This window comes from Pseudomonas sp. B21-059 (genome assembly GCF_026016285.1).
In the GTDB taxonomy this organism is placed as follows: domain Bacteria; phylum Pseudomonadota; class Gammaproteobacteria; order Pseudomonadales; family Pseudomonadaceae; genus Aquipseudomonas; species Aquipseudomonas danubii.
The window spans coordinates 1,040,183-1,066,010 of the sequence record NZ_CP087201.1; the positions used below are offsets into that span (position 1 = coordinate 1,040,183).

A 25,828-nucleotide genomic window follows, 5' to 3' on the forward strand; every position below is an offset into this window, starting at 1 on the left:
CTTATTTAACGTGCCGCCCGCCGTTGACGGTCAAGGTGGTGCCGGTGACATAGGGGTTGTCCAGCAGGTAGCGCAGGCTCTGGTAGATCACTTCGCTGCCGGGTTCGATGCCCAGGGCGGATTTGGCCAGGGTCTTGGCGCGGTACGCCGCGTCGTCGTCGGGGTTGAACAATAGCAGGGCCGGAGCGATGCCGTTGACCTTGATTGCCGGGGCGTATTTTGCCGCGAAGGACAGGGTCAGGCTGTCCAGCCCGGCTTTGCTGGCGCAGTAGGCGATGTGCTTGCTGCTGCCCTTGCGGGTCACGTCGTCGCTGATGTGGATGATGTCCGCCGGGCTCGAACGCTGCAGCAACTCTGCGCAGTGCAGGTTGATCAGGTAGGGCGCGAGCATGTGCACGCTGAACATCCGGGTAAAGGCCGCGCTTTCCTCGCCTGGGCTTTCTTCCAGCCACTCTGAGGCGTTGTGGACGATGGCCCGCAAGCGGTCGGTGTGGTGTTTCACCTCGCTGATCAGGGCCAGGATTCCGGCTTCGCTGGAGAAGTCGGCATGCAGCAGGATCGCGCCTTTTTCCCGCAAGGTCTGCAGGCCCGGGCGGTCGCTGCGGTAAGTGACGATCACCGGCTGCCCGTCTTCCAGCAGGCGCAGGGCGCAATGCAGGCCGACACGCTGGCTGGCACCAGTGATCAGGATCGGAGCGGAGGAGGTGTTCATGAAGGGCTCGCGTCGCGGGTAGGGGAAAACTATACCAGCGGCGGGATGGGTTGTGCCTGTTGCTCGGGGGCTGCGCTGGCAAGCCAGCTCCTACAGGGCGATGTAGGAGCCGGCTTGCCGGCGAATCACGGATTCTGCGTCGAGGCGCTGGTCGGCAGCGGGCGCGCAGGTGTGCTGTTGAGCCAGTTAGCCAGCAGGCGGGTGGACATCGGAATGAAGAGGTAGACCATCAACGGGGTCAACGCCAGGGTGCTGACAAACACTCGGGGCAACAGGCTCAGGTCGCTGAGCAGGGGACCTAAGACGAAGTTGAACAGCAGCGACACCGGGAAGAACGCCAGCCAGATGGCCACGGCCTGTTTCCAGCGCGGTGGTCGTTGTCCGGCTGCGCCGAACCAGCCATCGATACCGCTGACGCGATGTTCCGATGGGTGGGCAAACAAGTCGCTGCCCCGGGCCAGCCAGGCGGTGCGCGAGGCGGAGTGTTCCCAGGTGTGCAGGGTCTGTTCGTCGGCGAAGCGGAAGATGATCTGGAATTCGTCGTCGTCAGGTGGTGGGGCCAGAACGCCGGAACCCAGGTAGCCGGGAAAGTCGGTGGCCAGTTGTTCGCCTTCGCGCAGCCAGGCGATCAGGTCCTGGTAACGGCCGTCGGCAACGCGCCGGGCAACCATCAGGGTGACGGGTGAGGTAGACATTATGTATCTCCGTAAACCAATGCGCGGCCTGGGTAAGGCAGTCGCTGACGTGGCACCGGGGTAGTGGGCCGCGCCTGAATCAAGCAAGGATTATTCCTGATTGGCGCGAGGCTACCAATGACACCGGTCGGTTTTTCTCGCGCTTGAAGCATTTGCACCTGGGGAGAGTAGAATGGCCGCCACTTTGTTTACTGGTGTTTTCTCCCCAGATGCCCGTCATGACTGAACCTGTCCCTGTTGCTCCGGCGCCTGACCCTGCCCGTCAGGATGAGCTGTTTCCGATCCGTGAAGTGGCGCGCCTGACTGGAATCAACCCGGTGACCCTGCGGGCCTGGGAACGACGCTACGGTCTGATTCAGCCGACGCGCACCGAAAGCGGGCATCGCCTGTATTCCATGCACGATGTTGAGGCGGTGCGGGAGATTCTGGGTTGGATCGAGCGCGGTGTGGCGGTAAGCAAAGTCGGCAAGATTCTGGCCAAGAGCCGGGCAGACCAGGCTCAGGCCAAGGTGTCGGTGGACGACGGCCTGCAAGGTGAATATGGCCAGTGGCGCGATCAGTTGAAGCTGGCGGTGAGCGCTTTCGATGAAGAGCAACTGGAGCGTCTCTACGGCCAGGTCTTCTCCAGCTACGCCTTGCCGGTGGTATTCCAGGACATTTTCCTGCCGTTCTGGAAGCAACTGCTGCAGGACCGGGAGACTTTCGGTCAGACCAGCGAGTGGTTGTTTCTGGATGGTTTTTTGCGGGCGCGGATCACGCAAAGGCTGTTGTTGCAGCGTGCCACTCAGAACCGGCAACTGCTGCTGACGGCGCTCAGCCCGCAGTGCCGCGAACTGGAGCTGCTGGTGGCGGCACTGATGCTCGGGCATGACCAGGTCGGTGTCCGCCTGCTGGGGCCGGGAGCACCGCTGGATGAACTGACCCTGGTCTGCGAAAAACTCAAGCCTGTGGCTCTGGTGGTGTTCTCCAATCACGCGCCGACGGCGGAGTTGCCCAAGCGCCTCAAGCGTCTGGCGCTGACTCTGGACTGTCCATTGATGCTTGCCGGAGATGCGGCGGACCTGGCTCAGGAAAGCTTCAGCGGTTCGCCGGTGGCGTGCCTTGGAAATGAGGGGCGCCTGATGCAGAAGCGCCTGCGGCAGTTCCTCAGCGGTCGCCTGGATACCTGAAACGGCTCTCGGTCAGCTTCAGGCGTGCAGGGCCGGATGGGTATGGCGGTGCTGCTGGAGGATGAACTGGCGCAGGCGTTCGGTTTCTTCCGCGTCACTCTGATCCAGGCGATAGGCATAGAAACCGGCTTCGGTCTGGCGCTCGAAGCGCCCGTGCAGGGCAATCCGTTCATATCCCGAAGGGCTGAACCACTGGGCGAACTGCTTGGGGGGCCGGGTCCGGTTGCGGATCTCCAGCAATACGCCCTTGAACGACACCTCCCGCACCCACAGGCGTCCAGGCTGGCCCCTGGAGTTTTCCAGGGCCACCGGCTCTTCCAGCGTCAGGCGCCAGGGCCGGATCATGGGGCCGTCCTCGAAGATGCTCGGCACCCCCAGGCGTAGATGCAGGGCATGGAATTCATCTTCCACCAGATGCAGGGGGAAGGTCATCTGCTGGTTGTCGAAATGGGCCTGGATGGTGACCTTTTCATTGGCAGCCAGACGGGTCAGCAGGTCACGGATCTGCGAGCCGCCATTGACCAGCAGGCTCGATGTGGCATCGCGCACATTGAGCTGCGGGTTGTGCTGCATGGTTTGGATGAAGTCCAGTTCATCCTGGGTGAGGAGAGCGTCACGCTGCATGATGTTGCTCGAAGGGTGAAGGACAAATCGGTGGGGAATATCCCTACAGACCACTAAATCTGCGACTTATTAGAGCCGTCGGTCGCCTTGAGGGCCGCGAGCTCGGCTTGCACTGCGGCCAGTTGCTGCTCCAGCTGGAGCAAGCGTTGCTGCGCCTTGATCTGCACACTGACGTCTTTCTGCACGCCAATGAAATAGGTCAGTTGATCGCTGTCGTTGAATACCGGGGTGATCGACAGTTCGTTCCAGAAGTGGCTGCCGTCCTTGCGATAGTTGCGCAGCACCTCGCGGCAAGGCTGCCCCTGGCTCAGGGCCTGGCGAATCCGTTCCAGCCCCGGCTGGTCACGGTCTCCGGACTGCAGGAAACGACAATCCTGATACAGCACTTCGTCGGCGCTGTAGCCGGTCAGTCGCTCGAAAGCCGGATTCACGTAAATCACGATGTTGTCTTCGCCTTCCTGTTCCGCGACCACAATCCCGTCGTTGGAGGCGTTGATCATCTTTTGCAGCAGATGAGCGTTGATCATCCCGAAGTTCCGCTATCAATCAGCAAGTGTTGAATTGAATTCTAAGTCACGCTGGCACGCTGTCCACAGGCGCTTTTGAGCGGTGCGGGCAGCAGAAGCGGGATTTTACTCCGTAGCTGGTAATATCCCAGTCTTTTAGTCAGCTTCAGGAACAGATTGATGAAAGTCGCCATCCTTTCCGGCTCGGTGTACGGCACGGCTGAAGAAGTCGCCCGGCACGCCGCCAAGCTCCTCAACGCCGCAGGTTTCGAGGCCTGGCACAACTCGCGGGCCACTTTGACCGAGCTTCAGGCCTTCGCACCGCAGGCGTTGCTGGCCGTGACCTCGACCACCGGCATGGGCGAACTGCCGGACAACCTGCTGCCGCTGTATTCGAGCATTCGCGATCAGTTGCCCGCCGCCTGGCGTGGGCTGCCCGGAGCGGTAATCGGTCTGGGGGATTCCAGCTACGGCGATACCTTCTGTGGCGGTGGCGAGCAGATGCGTGAGCTGTTTGCCGAGCTGGGAGTGGAAGAAGTGCTGCCGATGCTGCGCCTGGACGCCAGCGAGAGCGTGACCCCGGAAACCGATGCCGAGCCCTGGCTGACCGAGTTGATCAGCGCCCTGCGGGGTTGACCGGCTGTTCCCTTAGCAGCGCCAGCCAGGCTTGCGCTGCCTTGGACAGATACGCGCCCTGGCGCCAGATGAAGGCAATGTCCCAGCGCAGATAGTCCGGGGCCTTCAGCGTCAGGCGCACCACCCCCGGCCGCACCAGGCCGCGGGCCACCACACTGGGCAGCAACACCACACCTTGACCGGCGGCCACCAGCGCCGCAAGAAAGTCTGCCTGGCCGCTACGTCCCCCCTCCTTTGGCGTGAAGCCCACCTGCTGGCAGGCCTGGAGCAGCCGGTCGTTGAGCACAAAGCTGCGCTGATAGAGGAGGAAGGGCGTATCGGCCAGTTCTTCCAGGCGCACCTGGGCGTTCAGCGCCAGGGGATGATCGGCGGGCAACAAGGCATCCAGGGGTTCATCGCAGAAGGGTTGATAGGCAAACGCCGGGTCCTTGGGGGTCAGGCTGCCCCCCAGTTCCAGCTCGCCACTGCGCACGGCCTGCTCGACATTCAGGCTGCCGCCTTCGAGCAGTTGCACTTGGATATTCGGGTAGCGCCGGCGGTATTCGGCGAAACGGCTGGCGAACAGTGCATCGCTGCCCAGCAGCGGCAGACCCAGGCGCAGTTCACCCCGTGCCAGTTGGCTCAGGTCATCCAGTTCGCTGAGCAGTTCATGGCGCAGGCGCAGCATGTCCTCGGCCCGCTGCAGCACCACGCCGCCGGCGGCGGTGAGATGAATGTGCGAGCCCTGGCGCTCCAGCAGGGGCGTGCCCAGGCTTTGTTCCAGCTGCGCGATCTGCTTGCTGACCGCCGACTGGCTGATGTGCAGGGTCCTGGCCGCCTGGGTGAAACCGCCCTGGCGGATGACTTCGACAAAACTGCGCAGTTGTTTGAAATCCATGGTGGTAATTCCAGATTGGAATGGTTTCAAGTCTAACAATTCGCTTCGGTGATGCAGGGGCTTTTCATAAAATGGGCCCCTGAGAGGACTCAACCACCATGAACATTTCCACCTGTAAACGCCTGGGCCGCCTGATTGGCGAATTGGCAGTGCTGCTGGCCATCTATTTTCTCGGTTGCCAACTGGCTACCTGGCTGCCCTGGCCGATTCCCGGTGGGGTCATTGGCCTTGCGCTGTTGCTGCTGACCTTCGCCCTGGGCTGGGTCAAGCCGGCGGCCTTGCAACTGGGGGCCGGCCTGCTGATGGCGGAGATGCTGCTGTTCTTCATTCCGGCGCTGATGAGCTTGCTGGACTACGGCAGCCTGCTGCGTCAGGACGGCTGGCGGATTCTGCTGGTGATCGGTATCAGCACCCTGCTGGTGATGCTGGTGACCGCACTCACGGTGGAGATGGTCTGCCGCTGGAGGATGCGCCATGAAGCTTGAACTGATGCCGATGTTCTGGCTGGTCCTGACCCTGGGGGCGTATCTGTTCAGCCGCTGGATCTACCGGCGCACCGGGCGCTACCTGCTGTCGCCGTTGATCCTGGTGCCGGCCCTGCTGCTGGCAATTGCGGTGCCATTGCACACCGCCTATGCCGAATACGCCGCCAACACCCACTGGCTGATGCTGGTGCTGGGGCCGGTGACGGTGGCCTTTGCGATTCCCATCTGGCAGCAGCGCCAGTTGCTGATGCGCCACTGGTCGGCCCTGTTGCTGGGCATGCTGGCGGGCAGCGCCGCGTCCATCGGCAGTTCCTTCGGCTTGGCGAAGATGCTGGCCCTGGACAGCTCGGTGACCCTGTCCCTGGTGCCACGTTCCATTACCACGCCGTTCGCCATGCCCCTGGCCCATGACCTGGGCGGCGTGCCTGAGTTGACGGCGGTGTTCGTGATGTTCACCGGGGTGTTCGGTGCCATGCTCGGCGGTGTGCTGCTGCGCTGGCTGCCCTTGCGCAGTGCCCTGGCCCGGGGCGCGCTGTTTGGTGTCGGTGCCCACGGAGCCGGAGTCAGCCGGGCCCATGAAGTCGGGGGGGAAGAGGGCTCGGTGGCCGGTCTGGTGATGGTGTTGACCGGGTTGCTGAACCTCTTCGCGGCCCCTTTGCTGGCGTCTGTGCTTTGACGCAAAGCCGCGGATCAGAGCCTTCTCTCCGGCTGACCCGTACGGTCATCAAGCTGGCTGTCAATGCAACTCCGCAGTCGATGCAAGCTGTCTAGACTCTGAGGGTTCCCTCATCCAATAAGAACCATCACCGAGGTCCTTGCCGTGAGCCTAGCCCCCGTTCAATCGACACCGAGTGTAAAAAAACAAGTCAGCGCCGTTGAGTGGCAAACCCGTCTGGACCTCGCCGCCTGCTACCGTCTGGTGGCCATGCACGGCTGGGACGACCTGATCTTCACCCATATCTCCGCCAAGGTGCCGGGCACCGAAGACTTCCTGATCAACCCCTTCGGCATGATGTTCCACGAGATCACCGCCTCTAGCCTGGTGAAGGTCGACCAGGCCGGTAACAAGCTGATGGACAGCCCCTACGAGATCAACCCGGCGGGCTACACCATTCACAGTGCCGTGCACGCGGTGCGCCACGATGTGCTCTGTGTGCTGCATACCCACACGGCCGCCGGGGTCGCAGTGTCGGCGCAGAAGCAGGGCGTGCTGCCCATCAGCCAGCAGTCGCTGTTCGTGCTGTCGAGCCTGGGCCGTCACCCTTATGAGGGCGTAGCCCTGAACCCCGAGGAGAAAGAGCGGCTGCAGGCCGACCTGGGGGACAACAACTTCCTGCTGCTGCACAACCATGGCTTGCTGACCTGCGGCGCCAGCATCGCCGATACCTTCCTGATGATGTTCACCTTCCAGCGTGCCTGCGAGATCCAGGTGCTGGCGCAGAATGGTGGCGCCGAGCTGATCACCATTCCTGCATCGATCCTGGCGGGGGCCAAGGCGATGATCGCCGGCGTCATCCGCAGTGCCCAGGGGATGGGGGGCGCACTGGCCTGGCCGGCCCTGTTGCGCAAACTCGATCAACTCGACCCGGGTTATAAAGTCTGATGCCTATCGCCGAGATTCCTCTGTGTGTCTGGCGCAAGCGCGGCAAGGACTTTGTGTTTCGCGGCCAGCGCATTCGTTATTGGGTGGCGGGGCAAGGAGAGCCGCTGCTGTTGATCCATGGGTTTCCCACCGCCAGCTGGGACTGGCATTACCTGTGGCAACCCCTGGCGCGGCGCTATCAGGTGATCGCCTGCGACATGCTCGGCTTCGGCGACTCGGACAAGCCGCTGGACCATGAGTACAGCCTGCTGGAGCAGGCAGACTTGCAGCAGGCGTTGCTGGCCCATTTGCAGATCCAAGAGCCGCTGCACCTGCTGGCCCATGACTACGGCGACAGCGTCGCCCAGGAACTGCTGGCCCGGCATTATGAAGCGCGGATCGAGATCGCCAGCTGCGTGTTCCTCAATGGCGGTCTGTTTCCGGAAACCCATCGCCCGGTACTGACCCAGAAGCTGTTGCTCAGCCCCGTGGGCTGGATGCTCGGGCGGGTGTTCAGTCGCCAGGGGCTGGCGAACAGTTTCCGGCAGATCTTCGGCCCCCAGACCGGTCCCAGCGAGTCGGTCCTGGATGACTTCTGGAGCCTGGTGCACAGCAACAACGGGCCGCGCATCCTGCACAAGTTGATCGCTTATATCCCCGAGCGACGGGCCCAGCGCGAGCGTTGGGTCGGCGCCATGCAACGCGGCGAGGTGCCGCTGCGGGTGATCGATGGCGCCCAGGACCCGATTTCCGGGGCGCACATGGTGGAGCGCTATCGCCAGTTGATCGCCGAGCCGGACACGGTGCTGCTACCGGGTATCGGCCATTACCCACAGATCGAGGCGCCGTTGCCGGTGCTCAAGCATTACCTGGGGTTTCGCGACACATTGCTCGCGCCGCCACGCCAGGCAATGGGTTCCTGAGCGCCTTGGGTCACTGTGTGGCCCAAGGCAGGGGCGCGCTCTGGTGCGGGCGGGGCGATTATCCCGCTGTCTTATTGGGCACCATTCAGGCCCGGACGTTTTTATTGTGACCGCCGGCTGGCTGTCCGACACTCGAAGAATTGTCCATTGGCCCTGCTGGAGTTCGGTATGAGTGAATCTGTGCGCTTGCAAGACAAAGTAGTGATCATCACCGGAGCCGGCGGCGGCCTGGGCCGGGCCCATGCCTTGCTGTTCGCCAGGCACGGGGCCAAGGTGCTGGTCAACGACCTGGGGGGCTCGGCCCAGGGCGAGGGCGCCAGTGCCTCGGCGGCGGATCGGGTGGTGGCGCAGATCCGTGAGGCTGGGGGCATCGCCGAGGCCAACCACGACTCGGTCACCGATGGCGAAAAGATCGTGCAGAACGCCCTGGATGTGTTCGGCCGGGTCGATGTGGTGGTCAACAACGCTGGCATCCTGCGGGACAAGACCTTCCACAAGATGGACGACGCCGATTGGGACCTGGTGTACCGGGTGCATGTCGAAGGTGCCTACAAAGTCACTCGCGCCGCCTGGCCGCATCTGCGGGACCAGGCGTACGGACGGGTGATCTTCACCGCGTCCACATCAGGCATCTACGGCAACTTTGGCCAGTCCAACTACGGCATGGCCAAGCTCGGCCTGTATGGCCTGACCCGGACTCTGGCGATCGAGGGGCGCAAGAACAATATCCTGGTCAACGCTATCGCCCCGACCGGTGGCACGCGGATGACCGAGGGCCTGATCCCGCCACAGGTGTTCGAGCAGCTCAAGCCGGAACTGGTGAGCCCGCTGGTGGTGTACCTGGGCAGCGAGCAGTGCGAGGAAACCTCCGGCCTGTTCGAAGTGGGCGGCGGCTGGATCGGCAAGGTGCGCTGGGAGCGCAGCCTGGGCGCCGGTTTTGATCCGCGCCAGGGCTTTTCGCCCGACGATGTGGCGGCGCACTGGCAGCAGATCTGCGATTTCGAGGGGGCGGCGCATCCCAAGGACAACATCGAGGCGCTCAAGGAGATGATGCAGAATCTGCAAAAGTACGCCCTCTGACGCTGCGTGGGTCAGCCTTGTCCGGCGCTGATCGGCGGGCGCTTTTTCCAGGCTTGAAAGCCGCCAGGCAATGACCCGCCGGAGCCTGGGCTCCGGCGGTTTTACTCCTGTGGCGTTCGTCTCTATGCTCGACGGCTGGCGAACGCACAAGGAGCGCTTGAGATGTATGAGTCAAAGGATCAGCCGGTACTGTCGCGACTGCTGTTTATCCGGCGTCTATGTGTTCACGGCCTGGTGGTTCTGGCCCTGATCAGCTTTTCGGTGTTGCTGGGTATCAGCGGTCTGCTGTACTTCGAGCAGGACATTTCCTTTCACGACGCCTTGTATGACGCAGCCATGATCCTCGGCGGCATCGGGCCCATCAACATGCCGCAAACCCCTGGCGGCAAACTGTTTTTTGCCACCTACGGGCTCTACACCAACCTGGTGTTCGCCGCCACTCTGGGCTTGATCCTGTCACCGGTGGCGCATCGTCTGTTGCACAAGTTTCATTACGACGATGGTGATGACGACACCTTGTAAGGCCAACTTGGCCGTTGTCTTGCGCGCATAAAAAAGGCCGCTGCAAGAGCAGCGGCCAAGGTAAGACGTTAGATCAAGGAGCTACAAAATCAACGTCGGTGAACCTGGGGTAGTGGCCTGGACTGAATCTTTTCAAGCCAACTGGAAGTCTGTTTCGGGCAACGGGCGGCGGGCTCTTTGCGCGGCAGTAGCGTGGCGTTGTTTGCCGTGACTGCGAGGTAAGAATAAGCCCTGGCATGACCTGGAAAAATAGCCATTCAGGACAAGGACTGTTACAGCTTGAGCAACAGTCCAGAGGGCACAGCACCTGTATCGATGCACTTGATGGTCGCGTATCCAGCCCGTGGATACATCTCTGAACGGTCCCTGTGGCAAGGGCGCTAATCCTTTCGGGCGACAACTCGAATACCTCCTTGGTGCGCTTATCGGCCGTGGTACCCCGGCAGTAGGGTGAGGCCTCCTGTCACTCACCGGGGAAGACGCATGACAAGAACAACAATGCGCGCCATCTTCAAACCGCAGGCGCTGGCTGTCGCGGTAGCGCTGGGCTGCAGCGCTCAGGCGCAGGCGGTTTCGTTCAATATTGGGGAAATTGAAGGGCAGTTCGACTCGTCCTTGTCCGTTGGCGCCAGTTGGGGCATGCGCAATGCCGACCCTGCGTTTGTCGGCACCATCAATGGTGGCACCGCGCAGTCTTCCACCGGTGACGATGGCCGCTTGAACTTCAAGAAGGGCGAGACTTTCTCGAAGATCTTCAAGGGCCTGCACGACCTTGAACTCAAGTACGGCGACACCGGCGTCTTCGTGCGCGGCAAGTACTGGTACGACTTCGAACTCAAGGACGAGGATCGCCAGTTCAAACCCATCAGCGACCACAACCGCAAGGAAGGCGCCAAGTCCTCGGGCGCACAGATTCTCGACGCCTTCGTCTACCACAACTACTCGATTGCCAACCTGCCGGGTACCGTGCGCGCCGGCAAGCAGGTGGTCAGCTGGGGCGAGAGCACCTTCATCGGCAACTCCATCAACAGCATCAACCCGGTGGACGTCTCGGCCTTTCGCCGCCCCGGGGCCGAGATCAAGGAAGGCCTGGTGCCGGTGAACATGCTGTTCGCCTCCCAGGGCCTGACCAACCAGTTGACCGTGGAAGGCTTCTATCAGCTGGAGTGGGACCAGACCGTGGTGGACAACTGCGGCACCTTCTTCGGCAACGATGTGGTGGCCGATGGCTGCACCACCGGCTACACCGTCGGCAACCCGGCGATCGCACCGTTACAACCGGTGGCAGCGGCCTTCGGCCAGGGCTTTCAGGTGGCCCGCGAGGGGGTGATCCTGCCCCGCGGCGGTGACCGCGATGCCCGGGACTCCGGGCAGTGGGGCGCCGCTCTGCGCTGGCTCGGCGATGACACCGAGTACGGCCTGTATTTCATGAACTACCACGCCCGCAGCCCCGTGGTCAGCACCACCACCGCCAATGTCAGCCCGGCGACCCTGGGCGCGATTGCCGGCGCCGCCAACGGCATCGTTCCCGGTTCCGGCAGCGGCCTGGTGCAAAGCGTGATGCTCGGCCGTGGCCAGTACTACCTCGAATACCCGGAGGACATCCGCCTGTATGGCGCCAGCTTCTCTACCACGCTGCCCACCGGCACCGCCTGGACCGGCGAGATCAGCTACCGGCCCAATGCCCCGGTGCAGGTCAATACTAACGACCTGACCCTGGCCCTGCTCAACCCCATTGCCGGGGGTGCGGCTTCACCGATCAAGACCGCCATGGGCGCCGACAACACCGGCTACCGGCGCAAGGAAATCACCCAGATCCAGAGCAGCATGACCCAGTTCTTCGATCAGGTGCTGGGGGCCGATCGCCTGACCCTGGTGGGCGAGGCGGCGATTGTCCGGGTCGGTGGCCTGGAGGACAAAAGCAAGCTGCGCTACGGCCGCGACTCGGTCTACGGCCAGTACGGCTATGGCGGCGACACCGATGGGTTCGTCACCGCCACCTCCTGGGGTTATCGGGCCCGGGCCATCCTCGACTACAGCAACGTGATCGGCGGGATCAACTTCAAGCCCAACCTGTCCTGGTCCCATGACGTCAACGGCTACGGCCCCAACGGCTTGTTCAACCAGGGCGCCAAGGCCCTCAGCGTTGGTGTCGACGCCGACTACCGCAACACCTACACCGCCAGCCTCAGCTACACCGACTTTTTTGGCGGGCGCTACAACACCCTCACCGACCGGGACTTCCTCGCGTTGAGCTTTGGCGTGAACTTCTGAACCGGCACAAGAAGGAGCACTTGAATGCGCAAGATGATTCTGCAATGCAGCGCCCTGGCACTGGGCCTGTGGGCGGCCAACCTGATGGCTGCAGTGAGTCCGGAAGAAGCCGCCAAGCTGGGCACCAGCCTGACTCCCGTGGGGGCGGAGAAGGCCGGCAACGCCGATGGCTCGATTCCGGCCTGGACCGGCGGCATCCCGAAGAACGCCGGGGCGGTGGACAGCAAGGGCTTTCTCGCCGATCCCTTCGCCAATGAGAAACCGTTGTTCATCATCACCGCGGCCACGGCCGACAAGTACAAGGACAAGCTGTCCGCAGGGCAACTGGCGATGTTCAAGCGCTACCCGGACAGCTACCGGATTCCGGTCTACCCGACCCATCGCAGCGTCGGCCTGCCACCGGAAATCTACGAGTCGGCCAAGCGCAGCGCGCTGAACGTGACCACCACCAACGACGGCAACGGACTGGCCAACTTCACCGGCAACCGCTACTACGCCTTCCCGATTCCGAAGAGCGGCATCGAGGTGCTGTGGAACCACCTGACCCGCTATCACGGTGGCAATCAGAAACGCATCATCACCCAGGCCACCCCGCAGACCAACGGCAGCTACACCTCGATCCGTTTTGAAGAGGAAGTGGCGGCGCCGCAACTGATCCCCGACCTGGACCCGGCCAAGGGTGCCAACGTGCAGAACTTCTTCAAGCAGTCGGTGACCGCCCCGGCGCGGCTGGCGGGCAACGTGCTGCTGGTCCATGAAACCCTGGATCAGGTCAAGGAGCCCCGTTCGGCCTGGATCTACAACGCCGGGCAGCGCCGTGTACGCCGCGCCCCGCAGGTGGCCTACGACGGTCCGGGCACCGCCGCCGACGGCCTGCGCACCTCGGACAACTTCGACATGTTTTCCGGCGCCCCCGACCGTTACGACTGGAAACTGGTGGGCAAGAAGGAGATGTACATCCCCTACAACAGCTACAAGCTGGACTCGCCGAGCCTCAAGTACGACGACATCATCAAGGCCGGGCACATCAACCAGGACCTGACCCGCTACGAACTGCACCGGGTCTGGGAAGTGGTGGGCACGGTCAAGCCCAACCAGCGGCATATCTATGCCACCCGCCACATGTACATCGACGAGGACAGCTGGCAGGTGGCGCTGGTGGATCACTACGACGGTCGTGGCCAGTTGTGGCGAGTGGCCGAGGGACACGCGCAGTACTACTACGACCATCAGGTCCCGGCCTACACCCTGGAAGCGCTGTATGACCTCAACGCCGGTCGCTACCTGGCCCTGGGCATGAAGAACGAGGAAAAGCACAGCCTGGAATTCGGCTTTGCCGCCAAGGCGGCCGACTACACTCCGGCCGCCTTGCGCGCCAGCGGGGTGCGCTAGGCAGCAGTGACGCACGAGGTGCAAAGGCGACCGCCCGGTCGCCTTTTTTATGGCAGAGGATCAGCCCGCTGAATACTTCTTCAACAGGTCGGGAGGTCGAGGCTAGGGTGGGGGCACGCTGGCTAAAACTATAAAAAGGCTCGCCGCAATGACTGCCATGACTCGTTGTCCAGAGCGTCCCGGGTTCATGCCCCGTTTGTCTTCCCATCATTCTCCACGCGACCACCTGAGTACGCCGTTGCTGGCCTCCAGTGCGCGGGTCAAGTTGTTGTGTGCCCCTGCCGGCAGCGGCAAGACCGCCCTGCTCAGCGAATGCCTGCAGCAGGCCCCCGCTTCGTGCCGGGTCATCTGGTTGCCCCTGGGCGGTGCGTGCCAGAGTCCTGAAGACTTGTGTCGTGTCCTGGCCGACGCCTTGGACCAGGCCGATGCCGATCCCGCCGCGCTGCTGTTACACCTGGCTCATCTGCCCAGTCCGGCCTGGCTGTGCATTGATGACTATTGCCGTTTGCCGGCTCCGGAGCTGGACGGGCTGCTGGACCGCTTGCTGAGCATCGACAACCCCTTGCTCACTTGGTGGATCGGCAGTCGCCGCCGCCCCCAATGCAACTGGCCACGCCTGTTGCTGGACGACCAGCTCTACGAACTGGACGGCAGCGCCCTGGCCTTCAGCCAGCGTGATATCGAGCAACTGCTGCAACGTTTGCCGCAACCTTTGTGTGCCCAGACCGCCAGCAGCATCCTGCAGCGCAGTGGCGGCTGGTGTGCCGGGGTGCGCATCGCCTTGCTCGATGGCAGCGAGCGGGTGACCCAACCCTGCAAGCCAGGGCGCCCCAATACCTTGCTCGAATACCTGGAGCATGAGCTGTTCAGCGTGTTACCGGCGGAACTGGCGGAAGTCTGGCAAGTGCTGGCCCAGATGCCGCGGTTCAATGCCGAGTTGTGCGAGCACCTGTTTGGCGCCGGAGAAGGGGCCCAGTACCTGCGTACCCTGCAGGACCTGGGCTGCTTTATCGAACCCTGGGAAGGCGGTGCCGACTGGCTGCAGGTGTTTGCACCCCTGGCCCGGCTGATGCGGCATGAGGCCTGGCCCGCCGGGCGCTCCTGGCATCGGCGGGCGTGCCAGTGGTTTACCGCTCAGGAGGATTGGCAGTCGGCCTTTGAGCAGGCGCTATTGGCCCAGGAGTACGAAGTCGTGGTCAGCCTGCTGGAGCATTTCAATATTGAGTTCCTGTTCCAGCAGCACAATGGCTTGTTGCTGTTGCAACTGCATGAGCGCCAGGGCGCCGAGTTGCTGCTGGGCAGTCCGCAGTTACTGGGGTTGCTGGTGGCGGCCATGCTGTTTGCCGGACGCTTCGAACAGGCCGGGCAATGCATGGCCCAGATGGCACGGTTTGCACCGCAACCTTCGGCGGTTGAACAACGTCAGCTGCTGGCTCGCTGGCAGGCGCAGCAAGGGTGGCTGTTGCACCTGGGCGGGCGGATGGAGGCCGCGCGGCAGCACTTTCGCGAAGCCTTGAACGAGTTGGAGGACGGCGCCTGGACCACCCGTTTGCTGTGCCTGTCCGGCCTGACCCAGCAAGCGCTGTTGTGCGGCGAGCTGGAGGTGGCCCAGTCCCTCAATCGTGAGGCGTTGTGTCTGGCCCGGGCCCAGGATGCGTTGTTGTTCGAAGGCTTGCTGGAGCTCGATCATGCCCAATTGCTGGAACAACGCGGCGCGCCCCATCGGGCGCAAAGTTTGCTGGAGCAGGTGATCGAGCGTTTGTCCGGGCAAGCGCTGCGCGCCACGCCCTTGCTCGGGCGCCTGGCCTTGCGCCTCGGCCGGCTGGCGTTGCGCCAGGGAAACGATGGGCAAGCAGCCGAGTATTTTCGCCGAGGGCTCGAGGACTGTCTGGTCAGTCATGACAAGCGCGCCTTGTATGGCTTTCTCGGTGAGGCCCAGTTGGCGGCCAACCAGGGCGACTACGCCCAGGCGTTCGTGCGCCTGCGGGACGCCGAGCGGCTGATGCAGCAACGGCAGATCCCGGACACGGTCTACCGTGGCGTGCTGTTGCAGGTCAGCAGCCAGCTCTGGCTGCAGCAGGGCCGAGCGGAACTGGCTCACGAAGCCTTGAGCCGGGTGCTCCGGCACTTTCGCGGGCCCCAGGCCCTGCAGGCGCCGCCGGCCTCCCTGGAATTGATCCCGAGCATTGAGTACCTGCTGGTGCTGGCCGAGGTCCATCTGGGGCGGGCCCAGGCACCGGTGGCCACGTTGCAGGGGCTGCTGGCCCGGGCCCAGCGCCACGGCATGCTGGGGCTGGAGGCACAGGTGCAATTGGCCCTGGCCGAGGTGGCTTTCATCCTCGGCGATCAAGCCTTGGCGGCGCAGGCGTTGCAGGCCGGGCAGGAGCGGGTGGCGCGCTGCAATCTGCCCCAGGCCCTGCACGAGTTGCGCCTGCGACAACCAGCGTTGTTGCAAGCACTGGACAGCCCGCCAACCACGCTCGCGGCGCCGCAGGAGGATCACGACAGCCTGCTCAGCCTGCGGGAGTTGCAAGTGCTGCAATTGATTGCCCAGGGCTGCTCGAACCAGCAGATTGCCGAGCAGTTGTTCATCTCCCTGCACACGGTGAAGACCCACGGCCGCAGGATTCACAGCAAGCTGGGGGTCGAGCGGCGCACCCAGGCGGTGGCCAAGGCCCAGGCCCTGGGGCTGATGAGTTGAGGCGCGCCGGTTACTCGGGCTGCGGTTGATAACCCATGCGCCAGCTCACTGCAGAGCTGGCCGCCAGCAGGCGTTGGGCCGCGGGTCCATGTTCATCGGCGTGGAACAGCGACGTCGGCCCTACCACGGTCAGCACGGCGGCGATCTTGCCGGTGGCATCGAATACCGGCGCCGACAGGGCATCGACCCCAGGCATCAGTAAACCGTGGACATGGTGCAAGCCGCGCTGACGGATCTGCTCGGCCAGTGCGTCGTGGACCTGCGGGTCGGCCAGGGCATGGGGGGCACCTGTGGACAGTTCCTGCTGGCGCAGATCGAGGGTTTCCCGTTGTGGCAGGTAGGCGTTGAACACCAGCCCGGTGGATGAGCTGAGCAGGGGCAGCACCGAGCCCAATTGAGTGACCACGGTCACCGCTCGCACCGCCGGCTCGATGTGCACCACGGTCGCGCCCTGATTGCCCCACACCGCGAGGAAGCAGGTTTCGTTCAATTCGTCCCGCAGTTCCGCCAGGGGTAGGGCGCCTACCTTCAAGACATCCATGCTGCCCAGGGCCGCCAGCCCCACCCGCAAGGCTTCACGGCCCAGGCCGTAGTGATTGGTGGCGGTGTTCTGCTCGGCAAAACCGCTGGCGATCAACGCCTGCAGGTAACGGTGCACCTTGCTCGCCGGCATTTGCACATGTTCGGCCAGACGCGAAAGAGAAGTGGCCGGTGACAGTTCGGCCAGGGCCTTGAGGATGTCGGTGCCGACTTCGGCCGAGCGGACTTTCTGTTTACCGGTGCTGTCGCTGGTGCTGCGCGGCTTTTCCATGGAGGTGTCGGGGTCCCGTTACAAGTGGCGGTCTTTATAGCTTGACGCTCATAGGCAATCAAATTACGTTATGCGTAATTGGATTACGATAAAAATAACCCAGGCGTGCCGATAACTCTTGTGAAGGAGTGGTGGGCCCCTGCCTATTCCAACTTCCAGGAGGCTCCATGAACCTCGATTCTTCGGCGTCGGCCCTCAGCTACCAATCGGGCTTTGGCAATGAATTCGCCAGCGAAGCCCTGCCGGGCGCACTGCCCGTCGGCCAGAACTCCCCGCAAAAAGCCCCTTACGGCCTGTACGCCGAATTGTTTTCCGGCACCGCCTTCACCATGACCCGCAGCGAAGCCCGGCGCACCTGGATGTACCGCATCCAGCCCTCGGCCAATCACCCGGCGTTCGCCAAGCTCGAGCGCCAGTTGGCGGGCGGCTCCTTGGGAGAGGTGACCCCCAACCGCCTGCGTTGGAACCCGTTGCCGATTCCTGCCGAACCCACCGATTTCATTGATGGCCTGGTGGCCATGGTGGCCAACTCTGCGGCGCAGAGTCCTTCCGGCATCAGCGTCTATCACTACCGCGCCAACCGCTCCATGGAGCGGGTGTTCTTCAACGCCGACGGGGAAATGCTCCTGGTGCCGGAACAGGGCCGCCTGCGCATTGCTACCGAACTGGGCGTGCTGGAGCTGGAACCCCTGGAAATCGCCGTGCTGCCTCGCGGCCTGAAATTCCGCGTTGAGCTGCTGGACCCGCAAGCCCGTGGCTACATTGCCGAGAACCATGGTGCGCCGCTGCGCCTGCCGGACCTGGGCCCCATTGGCAGCAACGGCCTGGCCAATCCCCGGGACTTCCTGAGCCCGGTGGCCCACTACGAAGACCTCAAGCAGCCCACCACCCTGGTGCAGAAGTTCCTCGGCGAACTCTGGGGCTGCGAGCTCGACCATTCGCCGCTCAACGTGGTGGCCTGGCACGGCAACAACGTGCCCTACAAATATGACCTGCGCCGCTTCAACACCATCGGTACTGTCAGCTTCGATCACCCGGACCCGTCGATCTTCACCGTGTTGACCTCACCCACCAGCGTGCCGGGTCTGGCCAACCTCGACTTCGTGATCTTCCCGCCGCGCTGGATGGTGGCCGAGAACACCTTCCGTCCACCGTGGTTCCACCGCAACCTGATGAACGAATTCATGGGCCTGATCCAGGGCGCCTACGATGCCAAGGCCGAAGGCTTCCTGCCCGGCGGCGCGTCCCTGCACAGCTGCATGAGCGCCCACGGTCCGGACGGCGAGACCTGCACCAAGGCGATCAACGTCGAGCTGCAACCTTCGAAGATCGACAACACCATGGCCTTCATGTTCGAGACCAGCCAGGTGCTGCGTCCCAGCCAGTTCGCCCTGGAATGCCCGCAACTGCAGAACGACTACGATGCTTGCTGGGCCTCGCTGCCCGCCACCTTCAACCCGAATCGGAGATAACCCATGACCTCAACCATCACCCGTAGCTGGGTCGAGTCCGCCAACGGTCACCCCGACTTCCCGTTGCAGAACCTGCCCCTGGGGGTCTTCAGCACCCAGGGTTCGGCGCCCCGCAGTGGCGTTGCCATTGGCGAACAGATTTTCGACCTGGAAGCGGCGCTGGAGGCCGGCCTGTTCGAAGGCCAGGCCAAGGCCGCGGTGCAAGCTGCCCGTGGTGGTCAGTTGAACGCTTTCTTCCAGCTTGGCCGTCCGGCCCGCGTCGCCCTGCGTGAGCGCCTGCTGGAACTGCTGGGCGAGGGCAGCAGCCTGCGCGACAAGATCCAAGCCCTGGGCGCGAAACTGCTGCCCCTGGCGGCGGACTGCCAGATGCACCTGCCGGCCAAGATCAATGACTACACCGACTTCTATGTCGGCATCGAGCACGCGCAGAACGTCGGCAAGCTGTTTCGTCCCGACAACCCCCTGTTGCCCAACTACAAGTACGTGCCCATCGGCTACCACGGTCGCGCCTCGACCATCCGCGTCTCCGGTGCCGATGTGCGCCGGCCCAAGGGCCAGACCCTGCCGGCCGGGCAGAGCGAGCCGACCTTCGGCCCCTGCGCACGCCTGGACTATGAACTGGAACTGGGCATCTGGATTGGCCAGGGTAACGAGATGGGCGAGCCCATCGCGATTGGCGACGCCGCTGAGCACATTGCCGGTTTCTGCCTGCTCAACGACTGGTCGGCGCGGGATATCCAGGCCTGGGAATACCAGCCGCTGGGGCCATTCCTGTCGAAGAGTTTCATCACCAGCATTTCGCCCTGGGTGGTGACCGCCGAAGCCCTGGAGCCGTTCCGCCAGGCCCAGCCCCAGCGTCCTGAAGGCGACCCGCAACCCTTGCCTTATCTGCTGGACAAGCGCGATCAGGCCGCTGGCGGCTTCGACATCGAGCTGGAAGTGCTGCTGATCACCCAGGCCATGCGCGAGCAGGGCTTGCCGGCTCACCGCCTGACCCTGAGCAACACCCAGTACATGTACTGGACCGTGGCGCAGATGGTGGCGCACCACAGCGTCAACGGCTGCCAGTTGCAGGCCGGTGACCTGTTTGGTTCGGGCACCTTGTCCGGCCCGCAGAGCGGTCAGTTCGGCAGCCTGCTGGAGATCACCGAAGGCGGCAAGAAGCCCATCGAACTGGCTTCCGGTGAGGTGCGCAAGTTCCTCGAAGACGGCGATGAAATCATTCTGCGCGGGCGTTGCCGCCGCGAAGGTTTCGCCTCCATCGGCTTCGGCGAATGCCGAGGCACGGTCCAACCGGCACGTTAAGGGAGAGCCCCATGCAGCTCTATACCTACTACCGTTCCACCGCCTCCTATCGGGTGCGCATCGCCCTGGCCCTCAAGGGCCTGGAATTCCAGGCCATCCCGGTCAATCTGCTGGTGCCCAAGGGCGGCGCCAACCGCCAGCCGGAGTACCTGGAGATCAACCCCCAGGGCCGGGTGCCGGCCCTGCGCACCGACGACGGCGACCTGCTGATCCAGTCGCTGGCGATCATCGAGTACCTGGAGGAGCGTTATCCACAGGTGCCGCTGCTGTCCAAGGATCTGGTCAGTCGCGCCCGGGAGCGTGCGGTGGCGGCGATCATCGGCTGCGACATCCACCCGCTGCACAACTCCAGCACCCAGAACCTGCTGCGGGAATGGGGGCATGAAGAAGAGCAGTTGCTGGTGTGGATCGACCATTGGATCAGCCAGGGCCTGGCGGCCCTGGAACAACTGATCGGTGACCACGGCTTCTGTTTCGGCGATGAGCCGGGGCTGGCCGATGTGTTCCTGATTCCCCAGCTGTACGCCGCCGAGCGCTTCAAGGTGTCTCTGGATGAGTATCCACGGATTCTCCGAGTCGCAGCCCTGGCTGCGGCGCACCCGGCGTTCCAGGCTGCGCACCCGGCCAACCAGCCGGACACCCCGGCCTGAACCTGCACGCTGCCCCGGCGTGCGGGGCAGCGTGGCATCCGTATCAACCGGGCCCCGCAACGGGGCTTGAGCGGTCACCGCCTGTGACCTGCGCAACACTGCTGCTCATAACCATAAAAAACGAACAGGTACCTTGCGATGCAAAATCAGATTGCCAGCTTTCGTGCTGCGCTCGACGCCCGCCCGGTGTCCCGCTATCAGTGGTTGCTCCTGTTGCTTCTCGCCTTGCTGCTGGTCACTGACGGCTACGATGCCCAGGTTCTGGGTTATGTGGTGCCGGCCCTGGCCCAGGACTGGGGCCTGGAAAAGTCCGCCTTCGGCCCGGTGTTCAGCGCCAACCTGCTGGGCTTGACTCTCGGCTCTCTGGCAGTGACACCTCTGGCAGACCGGTTCGGGGTGCGACGGATTCTGCTCGGTTGCGTGCTGATCTACGCCAGCCTGACGGTGCTGATGGTGTTCGCCAATTCCCTCGACAGCCTGATGGCCGCGCGCTTTATCTGCGGGATCGGCATGGGCGGCGCCATGCCCAGCGCCATGGCCCTGATGTCCGAGTATTCGCCGCCACGCTTGCGCACCTTGATGGTGACCTTGGCCGCCTGCGGTTTCTCGTTCGGTGGCGCTGCCGGTGGTTTTGTCGCTGCCGGTTTCATCGACCGCTTCGGTTGGGAGGCGGTGTTCCTGGCCGGTGGGATCACGCCGTTGTTGCTGTTTCCGTTCCTGGTCTGGCGCCTGCCCGAATCCCTGCCGCGCTTGCTGCGGGATGCGCCACCTTATGCGCGCTTGCGCAAGGTCACTGCGCAGATGCTCCCGCACTGGCAGCCACCGCCGGTTGTCAGCGACGCCACTGAAGCACCGGCAGGCAGCAAGCTCACGGTGCTGGAGCTGTTCCGCCAGGGCTATGCGCGGCCAACGCTGCTGATCTGGTCGACGTTTTTTGTCAGCCTGATCCTCCTGTACTTCATGATCAGTTGGTTGCCGACCTTGCTGCTGGAAAGTGGCCTGGCCCTGAAACAGGCCAATCTGGTGACCTCGATGTTCCTCTTCGCCGGCACTTTGGGGGCGATCTGCATGGCCTGGTTCGCCGACCGCCTCAAGCGCAAGGTGCGCTTGCTGGCGGCCGTGCTCGGCGCCGCGGCCCTGTGCACGGTGTTGCTCGGCCTGAATCACGACAATCCGCGTTATCTGGTGGTGTTCGTGTTCGCCGCCGGTTTTTGCATCATCGGCGGCCAGCTGACCCTCAACGCCTTCGCCAGCAATTTCTATCCGGCTCAGGTGCGCGCCACCGGCACTGGCTGGGCGCTGGGGGTGGGGCGCTTCGGTTCGATCCTCGGGCCCTTGTTCGGCAGCCTGCTGTTGGCGATGCATATCCCGGTGCAGCAGATTTTCTTCTTCTGCGCGATTCCGGCGGTACTGGCGGCCTTGCTGATCATCCAGGTGCGCTCGCCGTCCGAGGCTCCCGCAGGTGGTGCGGGAGTGGCCCCCGAGCTGCAGGAAGCGCTCAAGTCCTGATGTGCTGTCGGTTCAGCGTGCCAGGTGCTTGATCATCGGCACGCAGGCCAGAGTCAGGCCCCGGGGCGATTGGTACTGGGCGATCCGCTCGCCGACGAAACCGCACTGACGATAGAAGTGGGCGGCGTTCAAGGTCGAGTCCAGGATCAGGTGCGGCAGCCCGGCTTGCAGGGCCCGTTCCTCAAGGTAGGCCATCATCTGCCGGCCAATCCCCTGGCCCATGTAGGCCGGGTCGACGAACACCGCGTCGACCTGTCCGGTCTCCAGGTCGAGCAGGCCGCTGGCGGTGACCTGGCCGTCGATGACGGCCACGTAGCCGGTGTTTTCCACCACTTCGATGAAGTAGTCCGCCAGGCTGCCGGCGGTCCATACCTGCAAGTCGGCGTCGGGGTAGTGGCCGCGGCACTGGTGGTTGATGGCTTGGTTACGAATGTCGAAGACCCGTTGCGCGTCGCCGCCATGAGCTTTTCTGATCAGCATGCTGTGCCCGTTCCGTGGAGTGAGCCGAGCATCCTGCCAGAGCCCGGTCCGGGATGCGATCAGTGGACCACGGTGTTGGGCGGCAGGTGCCCCAGGCGCTCGGTCAGGCGCAGGCGCTGGATCGGGTCGTCGCTGAGCAGCAAGGCGTGCTCCAGGTCGAAGCGCTCGGCATTCGGGCACTCCAGGCGTTGATAGAGGCTGGCCCGGGCCAGGTAGTCGGCGGCGCTGCCGTTGCCCAGTTCCAGCACGCGCTCGGCATTGATCAGGGCCGCCAGGTTGTCGTCGTAGGACAGGTGCAACTGGCGCAGATTGCGCGACAGGCGCTGGAACATCTGCAGCGGCTCGGCACTGGCCAGGTGTTCGGCACTGAGCTTGATATGGGCGCCGTACTGGCGTTGCAGCAGTTCCCGGCAGTCGGCGGGGTACAGTCGGCGTCCGCCGCAGGGATCGAGCAGATGGTCGGCGCCGGGTACCCGCAGCAGGAAGTGCCCGGGGAAGTTCACCCCCACCAGGGGAATCTGCAGCCGTTGTGCCAGCTCCAGGGCAATCAGGGCCAGGGCCAGGGGTTGCCCGCGGCGCGATTCCAGGACCTTGTCCATCAGCGCCGCCTGGGGGCGCAGGGGCAGGTGCTCGTCCTGCTGGAAGCCCAGGTCGTTCATGCGCCGCAACAGTGGCTGGCCCAGTTCGTTCGGCGGTAGATGAGGCAGGCTGCTGCCGATCTGCAGCTGGATCTCCTTGAAGGCTTCCAAGTGACGCTCGGGCACAAGTTTTGGTGCATGCTCGGCGGCAATCCACAGGGCCGCTTCCAGCAGGGCTGGTGGCGAGCGGTGCAGGCAGGCGAAAAAGGCTTGGCGCGGGTTCATCTCAACCTCCGACGGATGCCTCGTTTTAGCCTCGTGGCGCAGGTTCGTCCAGTGCTGACACAGGTGGTAGCAGGTTATTTCCCAAAGCCTGTAAAAGCCCGCGGCTTATTCCTGCGTGGCGCAGCAAATTCCAGGCGCAAGCCTATACTGGCGACTACAAGAAGTGATTCGGGAGCCCGTCGATGTTCGCTCTCATGCACAGCACTCGCCTTGAATCGCTGCACCTCAGCGTCGACCCCAGCACCGGGTTGAAGGCAGTGATCGCCATCCACAACAACCGCCTGGGGCCCGCCCTGGGCGGTTGCCGTTATCTGGCCTATCCCGACACCACCAGTGCCGTGGAAGACGCTGCGCGACTGGCCCAGGGCATGAGCTACAAGGCGGCCCTGGCCGGCTTGCCTCAAGGCGGTGGTACCGCGGTGATCATCCGTCCCGCCCATGTGGAAAACCGCGCGGCGCTGTTCGAGGCCTTTGGCCGTTGCATCGAGCAACTGGACGGGCGCTACATCACCGCCATCGACAGCGGCACCTCGGTGGCCGACATGGACTGCATCGCTCAGCAGACCCGCTACGTCACCAGCACCAGCGCCGCCGGAGACCCGTCGCCCCACACCGCCATGGGCGTATTCGCCGGGATTCGCAGCACCGCCATGGCCCGCCTGGGCAGCGACAACCTGGAAGGCCTGCGGGTGGCAATCCAGGGCCTGGGCAACGTCGGCTTTGCCCTGGCCGAGCAACTGCACGCCGCTGGTGCCGAGCTGCTGGTCAGCGACATTGATGCCGGCAAGGTGCAGTTGGCCATGGAGCAACTCGGGGCGCATCCCGTCGCCAACGATTCGTTGCTCAGCACCCCTTGCGACATTCTCGCCCCTTGTGGCCTGGGCGCCGTGCTCAACAGCCTCAGCGTGGCCCAGTTGCGCTGCGCGGCGGTGGCCGGATCGGCCAACAATCAACTGACCAACCTGCAAGTGGCCGATCAACTGGAGCGGCGCGGGATTCTCTATGCGCCGGACTACGTGATCAATTCGGGTGGCCTGATCTATGTGTCCCTCAAGCATCGCAATGAGGAGCTTCCGGTGATCACCGCGCACCTGTCGAAGATCAGCCTGCGGCTGACGGAGATCTTCGCCCACGCCCAGGCGGAAAAACGCTCTCCGGCGCGGGTCGCGGACGAACTGGCGGAGCGGGTGCTGTACCGCTAGGTATCTGTGTCTTATCCCTTTGGCTCGCCCTCTGTAGTATCAGGGCCCGGAAAAGGTTGCCGCGCTGAGCCCGATCCCTCAAAGGCCAACGACAAGGAATGAATTCGACGATGCCTCAAGTGCTGGATAGTGGCCTGGATGAGCAGTTGGCTTCGCTGTTGCGCAAAGGTGCGGATATTCAATCGATACGCCAGCTTCTTGAGCGGTACCGGGATCGGGGCTTTGGCGCGCAGGCGGTGTACAACTATCTGGCGTCGCTCAGGCACGACGCATCTGAAGAACTTGAAGACAGAATCCTGGAAGCCATGGATATAGCGTCCGGATACTGCTCGCCAGGCTGCAGGGTGTGGGAGGTTGTGTCATGACCGAGGCCCATACCGACAAACCATTGATCGGGTGTTCTGTCAGGGACCTGCAGTTGTACGCTGCGGCGTGCCTGGAGGCTTACTGCCTGAGCAAAGGTATTACTCATCCTGCTGTAGATGACTTGCTAAAGCACCTTGAGGACTATCCGGAAAAAGATCGTTTACTGGCCTGGGACAGGGCCGGAGCGCAACTGGCATTGAATGGACGAGGAGATGATTTGCCACAAAGCCTTGTTGCTTTGATAGCGCCTGAAGATATCGAAGCGTTCTCCAGTATCGTCGACAGCGCGGTTGAGGTTGGAATGGTCGACCTGTATGGAGGCGCGACCGATTTGCCCGTGATTTTCATGGGCAAGATCACTGCGATATTGCGTCGCAACCTGATCGATTTGCCCGAGCCGAAAGGCGCGGCAGTCGTTTGACCGGCGGCTGCATCACGGGCACTCCTTGATCGGCAAACATGAAAAAAGCCCTGTGCCATGGACACAGAGCTTATTCAATTCGCGTAAAGCCTATTTCGCTGCCTTGGCCGCTTTCGCCGGTTTGGTCGGCGCCTCGACTTCAGCAGGTTGCTGCGCTTCAACCACCTCCAGCGCGGGAGCGGGGGCGCTGAGCAATTCGGACAACGCATCCGGCTGGCTCTTGAAGGCCCTGGCGAATACATCGCGGTTCTTCGCCATGTAGATCCCGGCTTCTTCCACCTGTTGCTCGCTCAGCGACGGCACGGCTTTTTGCAACACTTGCGCCAGCACTTCAGCCAGTTCGAGCATTTTGTCATGACGGTCAGCTTCGGCTTTATCCATGAACAAGCGCTCCAGATCTCGGCTGCTGCGGTATACCACTTCGACGGCCATTCACCACCTCACATGCCTTCACGATAATGGGTCTGTATAAACACTGTATCTATATACAGGTCGAGAGAATAGGCGAATCCTTTTCCCTTGGATAGTGGCTTTTTAATGTAGACGGAATTTTTTTCCCGGGTCGATTGTG

General features: G+C 63.2%; 26 protein-coding genes and 1 pseudogene. 18 read left to right on the forward strand and 9 right to left on the reverse strand.

Annotated elements, in window-relative coordinates; genetic code table 11:
* Position 1: 1 nt before the first annotated feature.
* Both folM and LOY69_RS04675 read right to left on the reverse strand, forming a co-directional pair.
* Positions 2 to 712, reverse strand: a complete 711-nt coding sequence (folM, locus tag LOY69_RS04670; protein WP_110596027.1) for a dihydromonapterin reductase — start codon at positions 710 to 712, stop codon at positions 2 to 4.
* Between the two features lie 125 nt (positions 713 to 837).
* Entirely contained in the window at positions 838 to 1,407 is a 570-nt protein-coding gene (locus LOY69_RS04675; protein WP_265074185.1) for an antibiotic biosynthesis monooxygenase, read from the reverse strand.
* Positions 1,408 to 1,616: 209 nt separating this feature from the next.
* Between LOY69_RS04675 and LOY69_RS04680 the strand changes: the two genes are divergently transcribed.
* Positions 1,617 to 2,576: a MerR family transcriptional regulator gene (locus LOY69_RS04680; protein WP_110596028.1), complete on the forward strand. Its 960-nt coding sequence runs from the start codon at positions 1,617 to 1,619 to the stop codon at positions 2,574 to 2,576.
* A gap of 18 nt (positions 2,577 to 2,594) precedes the next feature.
* Here LOY69_RS04680 and LOY69_RS04685 read toward each other — a convergent pair whose 3' ends face one another.
* Entirely contained in the window at positions 2,595 to 3,200 is a 606-nt protein-coding gene (locus tag LOY69_RS04685; RefSeq protein WP_102861181.1) for a hypothetical protein, read from the reverse strand.
* A gap of 53 nt (positions 3,201 to 3,253) precedes the next feature.
* On the reverse strand, positions 3,254 to 3,727 hold the full coding sequence (locus LOY69_RS04690; protein ID WP_102861182.1) for a PAS domain-containing protein: 474 nt from the start codon (positions 3,725 to 3,727) through the stop codon (positions 3,254 to 3,256).
* Between the two features lie 159 nt (positions 3,728 to 3,886).
* Here LOY69_RS04690 and LOY69_RS04695 point away from each other — a divergent pair, with 159 nt between their 5' ends.
* A complete protein-coding gene (locus LOY69_RS04695; protein WP_265074186.1) occupies positions 3,887 to 4,342 on the forward strand; it encodes a flavodoxin in 456 nt (151 codons plus the stop codon).
* On the opposite strand, the gene LOY69_RS04700 is transcribed toward LOY69_RS04695, so the two are convergent.
* Positions 4,323 to 5,219 (reverse strand): LysR family transcriptional regulator, encoded by an 897-nt coding sequence (locus LOY69_RS04700; protein WP_102878395.1) that lies wholly within the window; start codon positions 5,217 to 5,219, stop codon positions 4,323 to 4,325. The two genes, LOY69_RS04695 and LOY69_RS04700, sit on opposite strands and share 20 nt — an antisense overlap.
* 98 nt (positions 5,220 to 5,317) lie before the next feature.
* Between LOY69_RS04700 and LOY69_RS04705 the strand changes: the two genes are divergently transcribed.
* The 9 genes from LOY69_RS04705 (at position 5,318) to LOY69_RS04745 (ending at position 16,178) form a co-directional block, all read left to right on the forward strand.
* Positions 5,318 to 5,704, forward strand: a complete 387-nt coding sequence (locus LOY69_RS04705) for a CidA/LrgA family protein (protein ID WP_110653386.1) — start codon at positions 5,318 to 5,320, stop codon at positions 5,702 to 5,704.
* Positions 5,694 to 6,380 (forward strand): LrgB family protein, encoded by a 687-nt coding sequence (locus tag LOY69_RS04710; RefSeq protein WP_102878397.1) that lies wholly within the window; start codon positions 5,694 to 5,696, stop codon positions 6,378 to 6,380. Before LOY69_RS04705 ends, LOY69_RS04710 begins: the two co-directional genes overlap by 11 nt.
* Before the next feature lie 144 nt (positions 6,381 to 6,524).
* Positions 6,525 to 7,307 carry a class II aldolase/adducin family protein gene (locus LOY69_RS04715; protein ID WP_265074187.1) on the forward strand — a complete coding sequence of 261 codons (783 nt, stop codon included), beginning with the start codon at positions 6,525 to 6,527 and terminating at the stop codon, positions 7,305 to 7,307.
* Positions 7,307 to 8,209 (forward strand): alpha/beta fold hydrolase, encoded by a 903-nt coding sequence (locus LOY69_RS04720; RefSeq protein WP_102878398.1) that lies wholly within the window; start codon positions 7,307 to 7,309, stop codon positions 8,207 to 8,209. Before LOY69_RS04715 ends, LOY69_RS04720 begins: the two co-directional genes overlap by 1 nt.
* 168 nt (positions 8,210 to 8,377) lie before the next feature.
* A complete protein-coding gene (locus LOY69_RS04725; protein ID WP_102879066.1) occupies positions 8,378 to 9,289 on the forward strand; it encodes an SDR family oxidoreductase in 912 nt (303 codons plus the stop codon).
* 162 nt (positions 9,290 to 9,451) lie between these two features.
* A complete protein-coding gene (locus tag LOY69_RS04730; RefSeq protein ID WP_102861188.1) occupies positions 9,452 to 9,811 on the forward strand; it encodes a hypothetical protein in 360 nt (119 codons plus the stop codon).
* Between the two features lie 483 nt (positions 9,812 to 10,294).
* A complete protein-coding gene (locus tag LOY69_RS04735) occupies positions 10,295 to 12,085 on the forward strand; it encodes a DUF1302 domain-containing protein (protein WP_123393735.1) in 1,791 nt (596 codons plus the stop codon).
* A gap of 24 nt (positions 12,086 to 12,109) precedes the next feature.
* Positions 12,110 to 13,477 carry a DUF1329 domain-containing protein gene (locus LOY69_RS04740; protein ID WP_110596032.1) on the forward strand — a complete coding sequence of 456 codons (1,368 nt, stop codon included), beginning with the start codon at positions 12,110 to 12,112 and terminating at the stop codon, positions 13,475 to 13,477.
* Between the two features lie 148 nt (positions 13,478 to 13,625).
* A complete protein-coding gene (locus LOY69_RS04745; RefSeq protein ID WP_265074188.1) occupies positions 13,626 to 16,178 on the forward strand; it encodes a LuxR C-terminal-related transcriptional regulator in 2,553 nt (850 codons plus the stop codon).
* A gap of 10 nt (positions 16,179 to 16,188) precedes the next feature.
* Here the strand turns inward: LOY69_RS04745 and LOY69_RS04750 are convergent, their stop codons facing one another.
* Positions 16,189 to 16,989: an IclR family transcriptional regulator gene (locus tag LOY69_RS04750; protein ID WP_102861192.1), complete on the reverse strand. Its 801-nt coding sequence runs from the start codon at positions 16,987 to 16,989 to the stop codon at positions 16,189 to 16,191.
* A gap of 167 nt (positions 16,990 to 17,156) precedes the next feature.
* Between LOY69_RS04750 and hmgA the strand changes: the two genes are divergently transcribed.
* The 4 genes from hmgA (at position 17,157) to LOY69_RS04770 (ending at position 21,925) form a co-directional block, all read left to right on the forward strand.
* The gene (gene hmgA, locus LOY69_RS04755; protein ID WP_110653390.1) at positions 17,157 to 18,461 is read left to right on the forward strand and encodes a homogentisate 1,2-dioxygenase; all 1,305 of its coding nucleotides are present in this window, start codon (positions 17,157 to 17,159) and stop codon (positions 18,459 to 18,461) included.
* Positions 18,462 to 18,464: 3 nt separating this feature from the next.
* A complete protein-coding gene (gene fahA, locus LOY69_RS04760; RefSeq protein WP_265074189.1) occupies positions 18,465 to 19,766 on the forward strand; it encodes a fumarylacetoacetase in 1,302 nt (433 codons plus the stop codon).
* An 11-nt stretch (positions 19,767 to 19,777) separates the two neighbouring features.
* Positions 19,778 to 20,416 (forward strand): maleylacetoacetate isomerase, encoded by a 639-nt coding sequence (gene maiA, locus LOY69_RS04765; RefSeq protein WP_213664749.1) that lies wholly within the window; start codon positions 19,778 to 19,780, stop codon positions 20,414 to 20,416.
* Between the two features lie 138 nt (positions 20,417 to 20,554).
* The gene (locus LOY69_RS04770; protein WP_123393727.1) at positions 20,555 to 21,925 is read left to right on the forward strand and encodes an MFS transporter; all 1,371 of its coding nucleotides are present in this window, start codon (positions 20,555 to 20,557) and stop codon (positions 21,923 to 21,925) included.
* A 12-nt stretch (positions 21,926 to 21,937) separates the two neighbouring features.
* Here LOY69_RS04770 and LOY69_RS04775 read toward each other — a convergent pair whose 3' ends face one another.
* Positions 21,938 to 22,405, reverse strand: a complete 468-nt coding sequence (locus LOY69_RS04775) for a GNAT family N-acetyltransferase (RefSeq protein ID WP_265074190.1) — start codon at positions 22,403 to 22,405, stop codon at positions 21,938 to 21,940.
* Positions 22,406 to 22,464: 59 nt separating this feature from the next.
* Positions 22,465 to 23,268, reverse strand: a complete 804-nt coding sequence (locus LOY69_RS04780; RefSeq protein WP_110596037.1) for a SirB1 family protein — start codon at positions 23,266 to 23,268, stop codon at positions 22,465 to 22,467.
* Between the two features lie 182 nt (positions 23,269 to 23,450).
* Here LOY69_RS04780 and LOY69_RS04785 point away from each other — a divergent pair, with 182 nt between their 5' ends.
* The 3 genes from LOY69_RS04785 (at position 23,451) to LOY69_RS04795 (ending at position 25,257) form a co-directional block, all read left to right on the forward strand.
* A complete protein-coding gene (locus tag LOY69_RS04785; RefSeq protein WP_102878408.1) occupies positions 23,451 to 24,470 on the forward strand; it encodes a Leu/Phe/Val dehydrogenase in 1,020 nt (339 codons plus the stop codon).
* Positions 24,471 to 24,568: 98 nt separating this feature from the next.
* Entirely contained in the window at positions 24,569 to 24,835 is a 267-nt protein-coding gene (locus LOY69_RS04790) for a hypothetical protein (RefSeq protein ID WP_265074191.1), read from the forward strand.
* Positions 24,832 to 25,257, forward strand: a complete 426-nt coding sequence (locus LOY69_RS04795) for a hypothetical protein (RefSeq protein WP_265074192.1) — start codon at positions 24,832 to 24,834, stop codon at positions 25,255 to 25,257. The genes LOY69_RS04790 and LOY69_RS04795 overlap by 4 nt, the downstream gene beginning before the upstream one ends.
* Before the next feature lie 177 nt (positions 25,258 to 25,434).
* On the opposite strand, the pseudogene LOY69_RS04800 reads toward LOY69_RS04795, so the two are convergent.
* Positions 25,435 to 25,689, reverse strand: a pseudogene (locus LOY69_RS04800) (YebG family protein); the annotation flags it as partial.
* Positions 25,690 to 25,828: the final 139 nt, after the last annotated feature.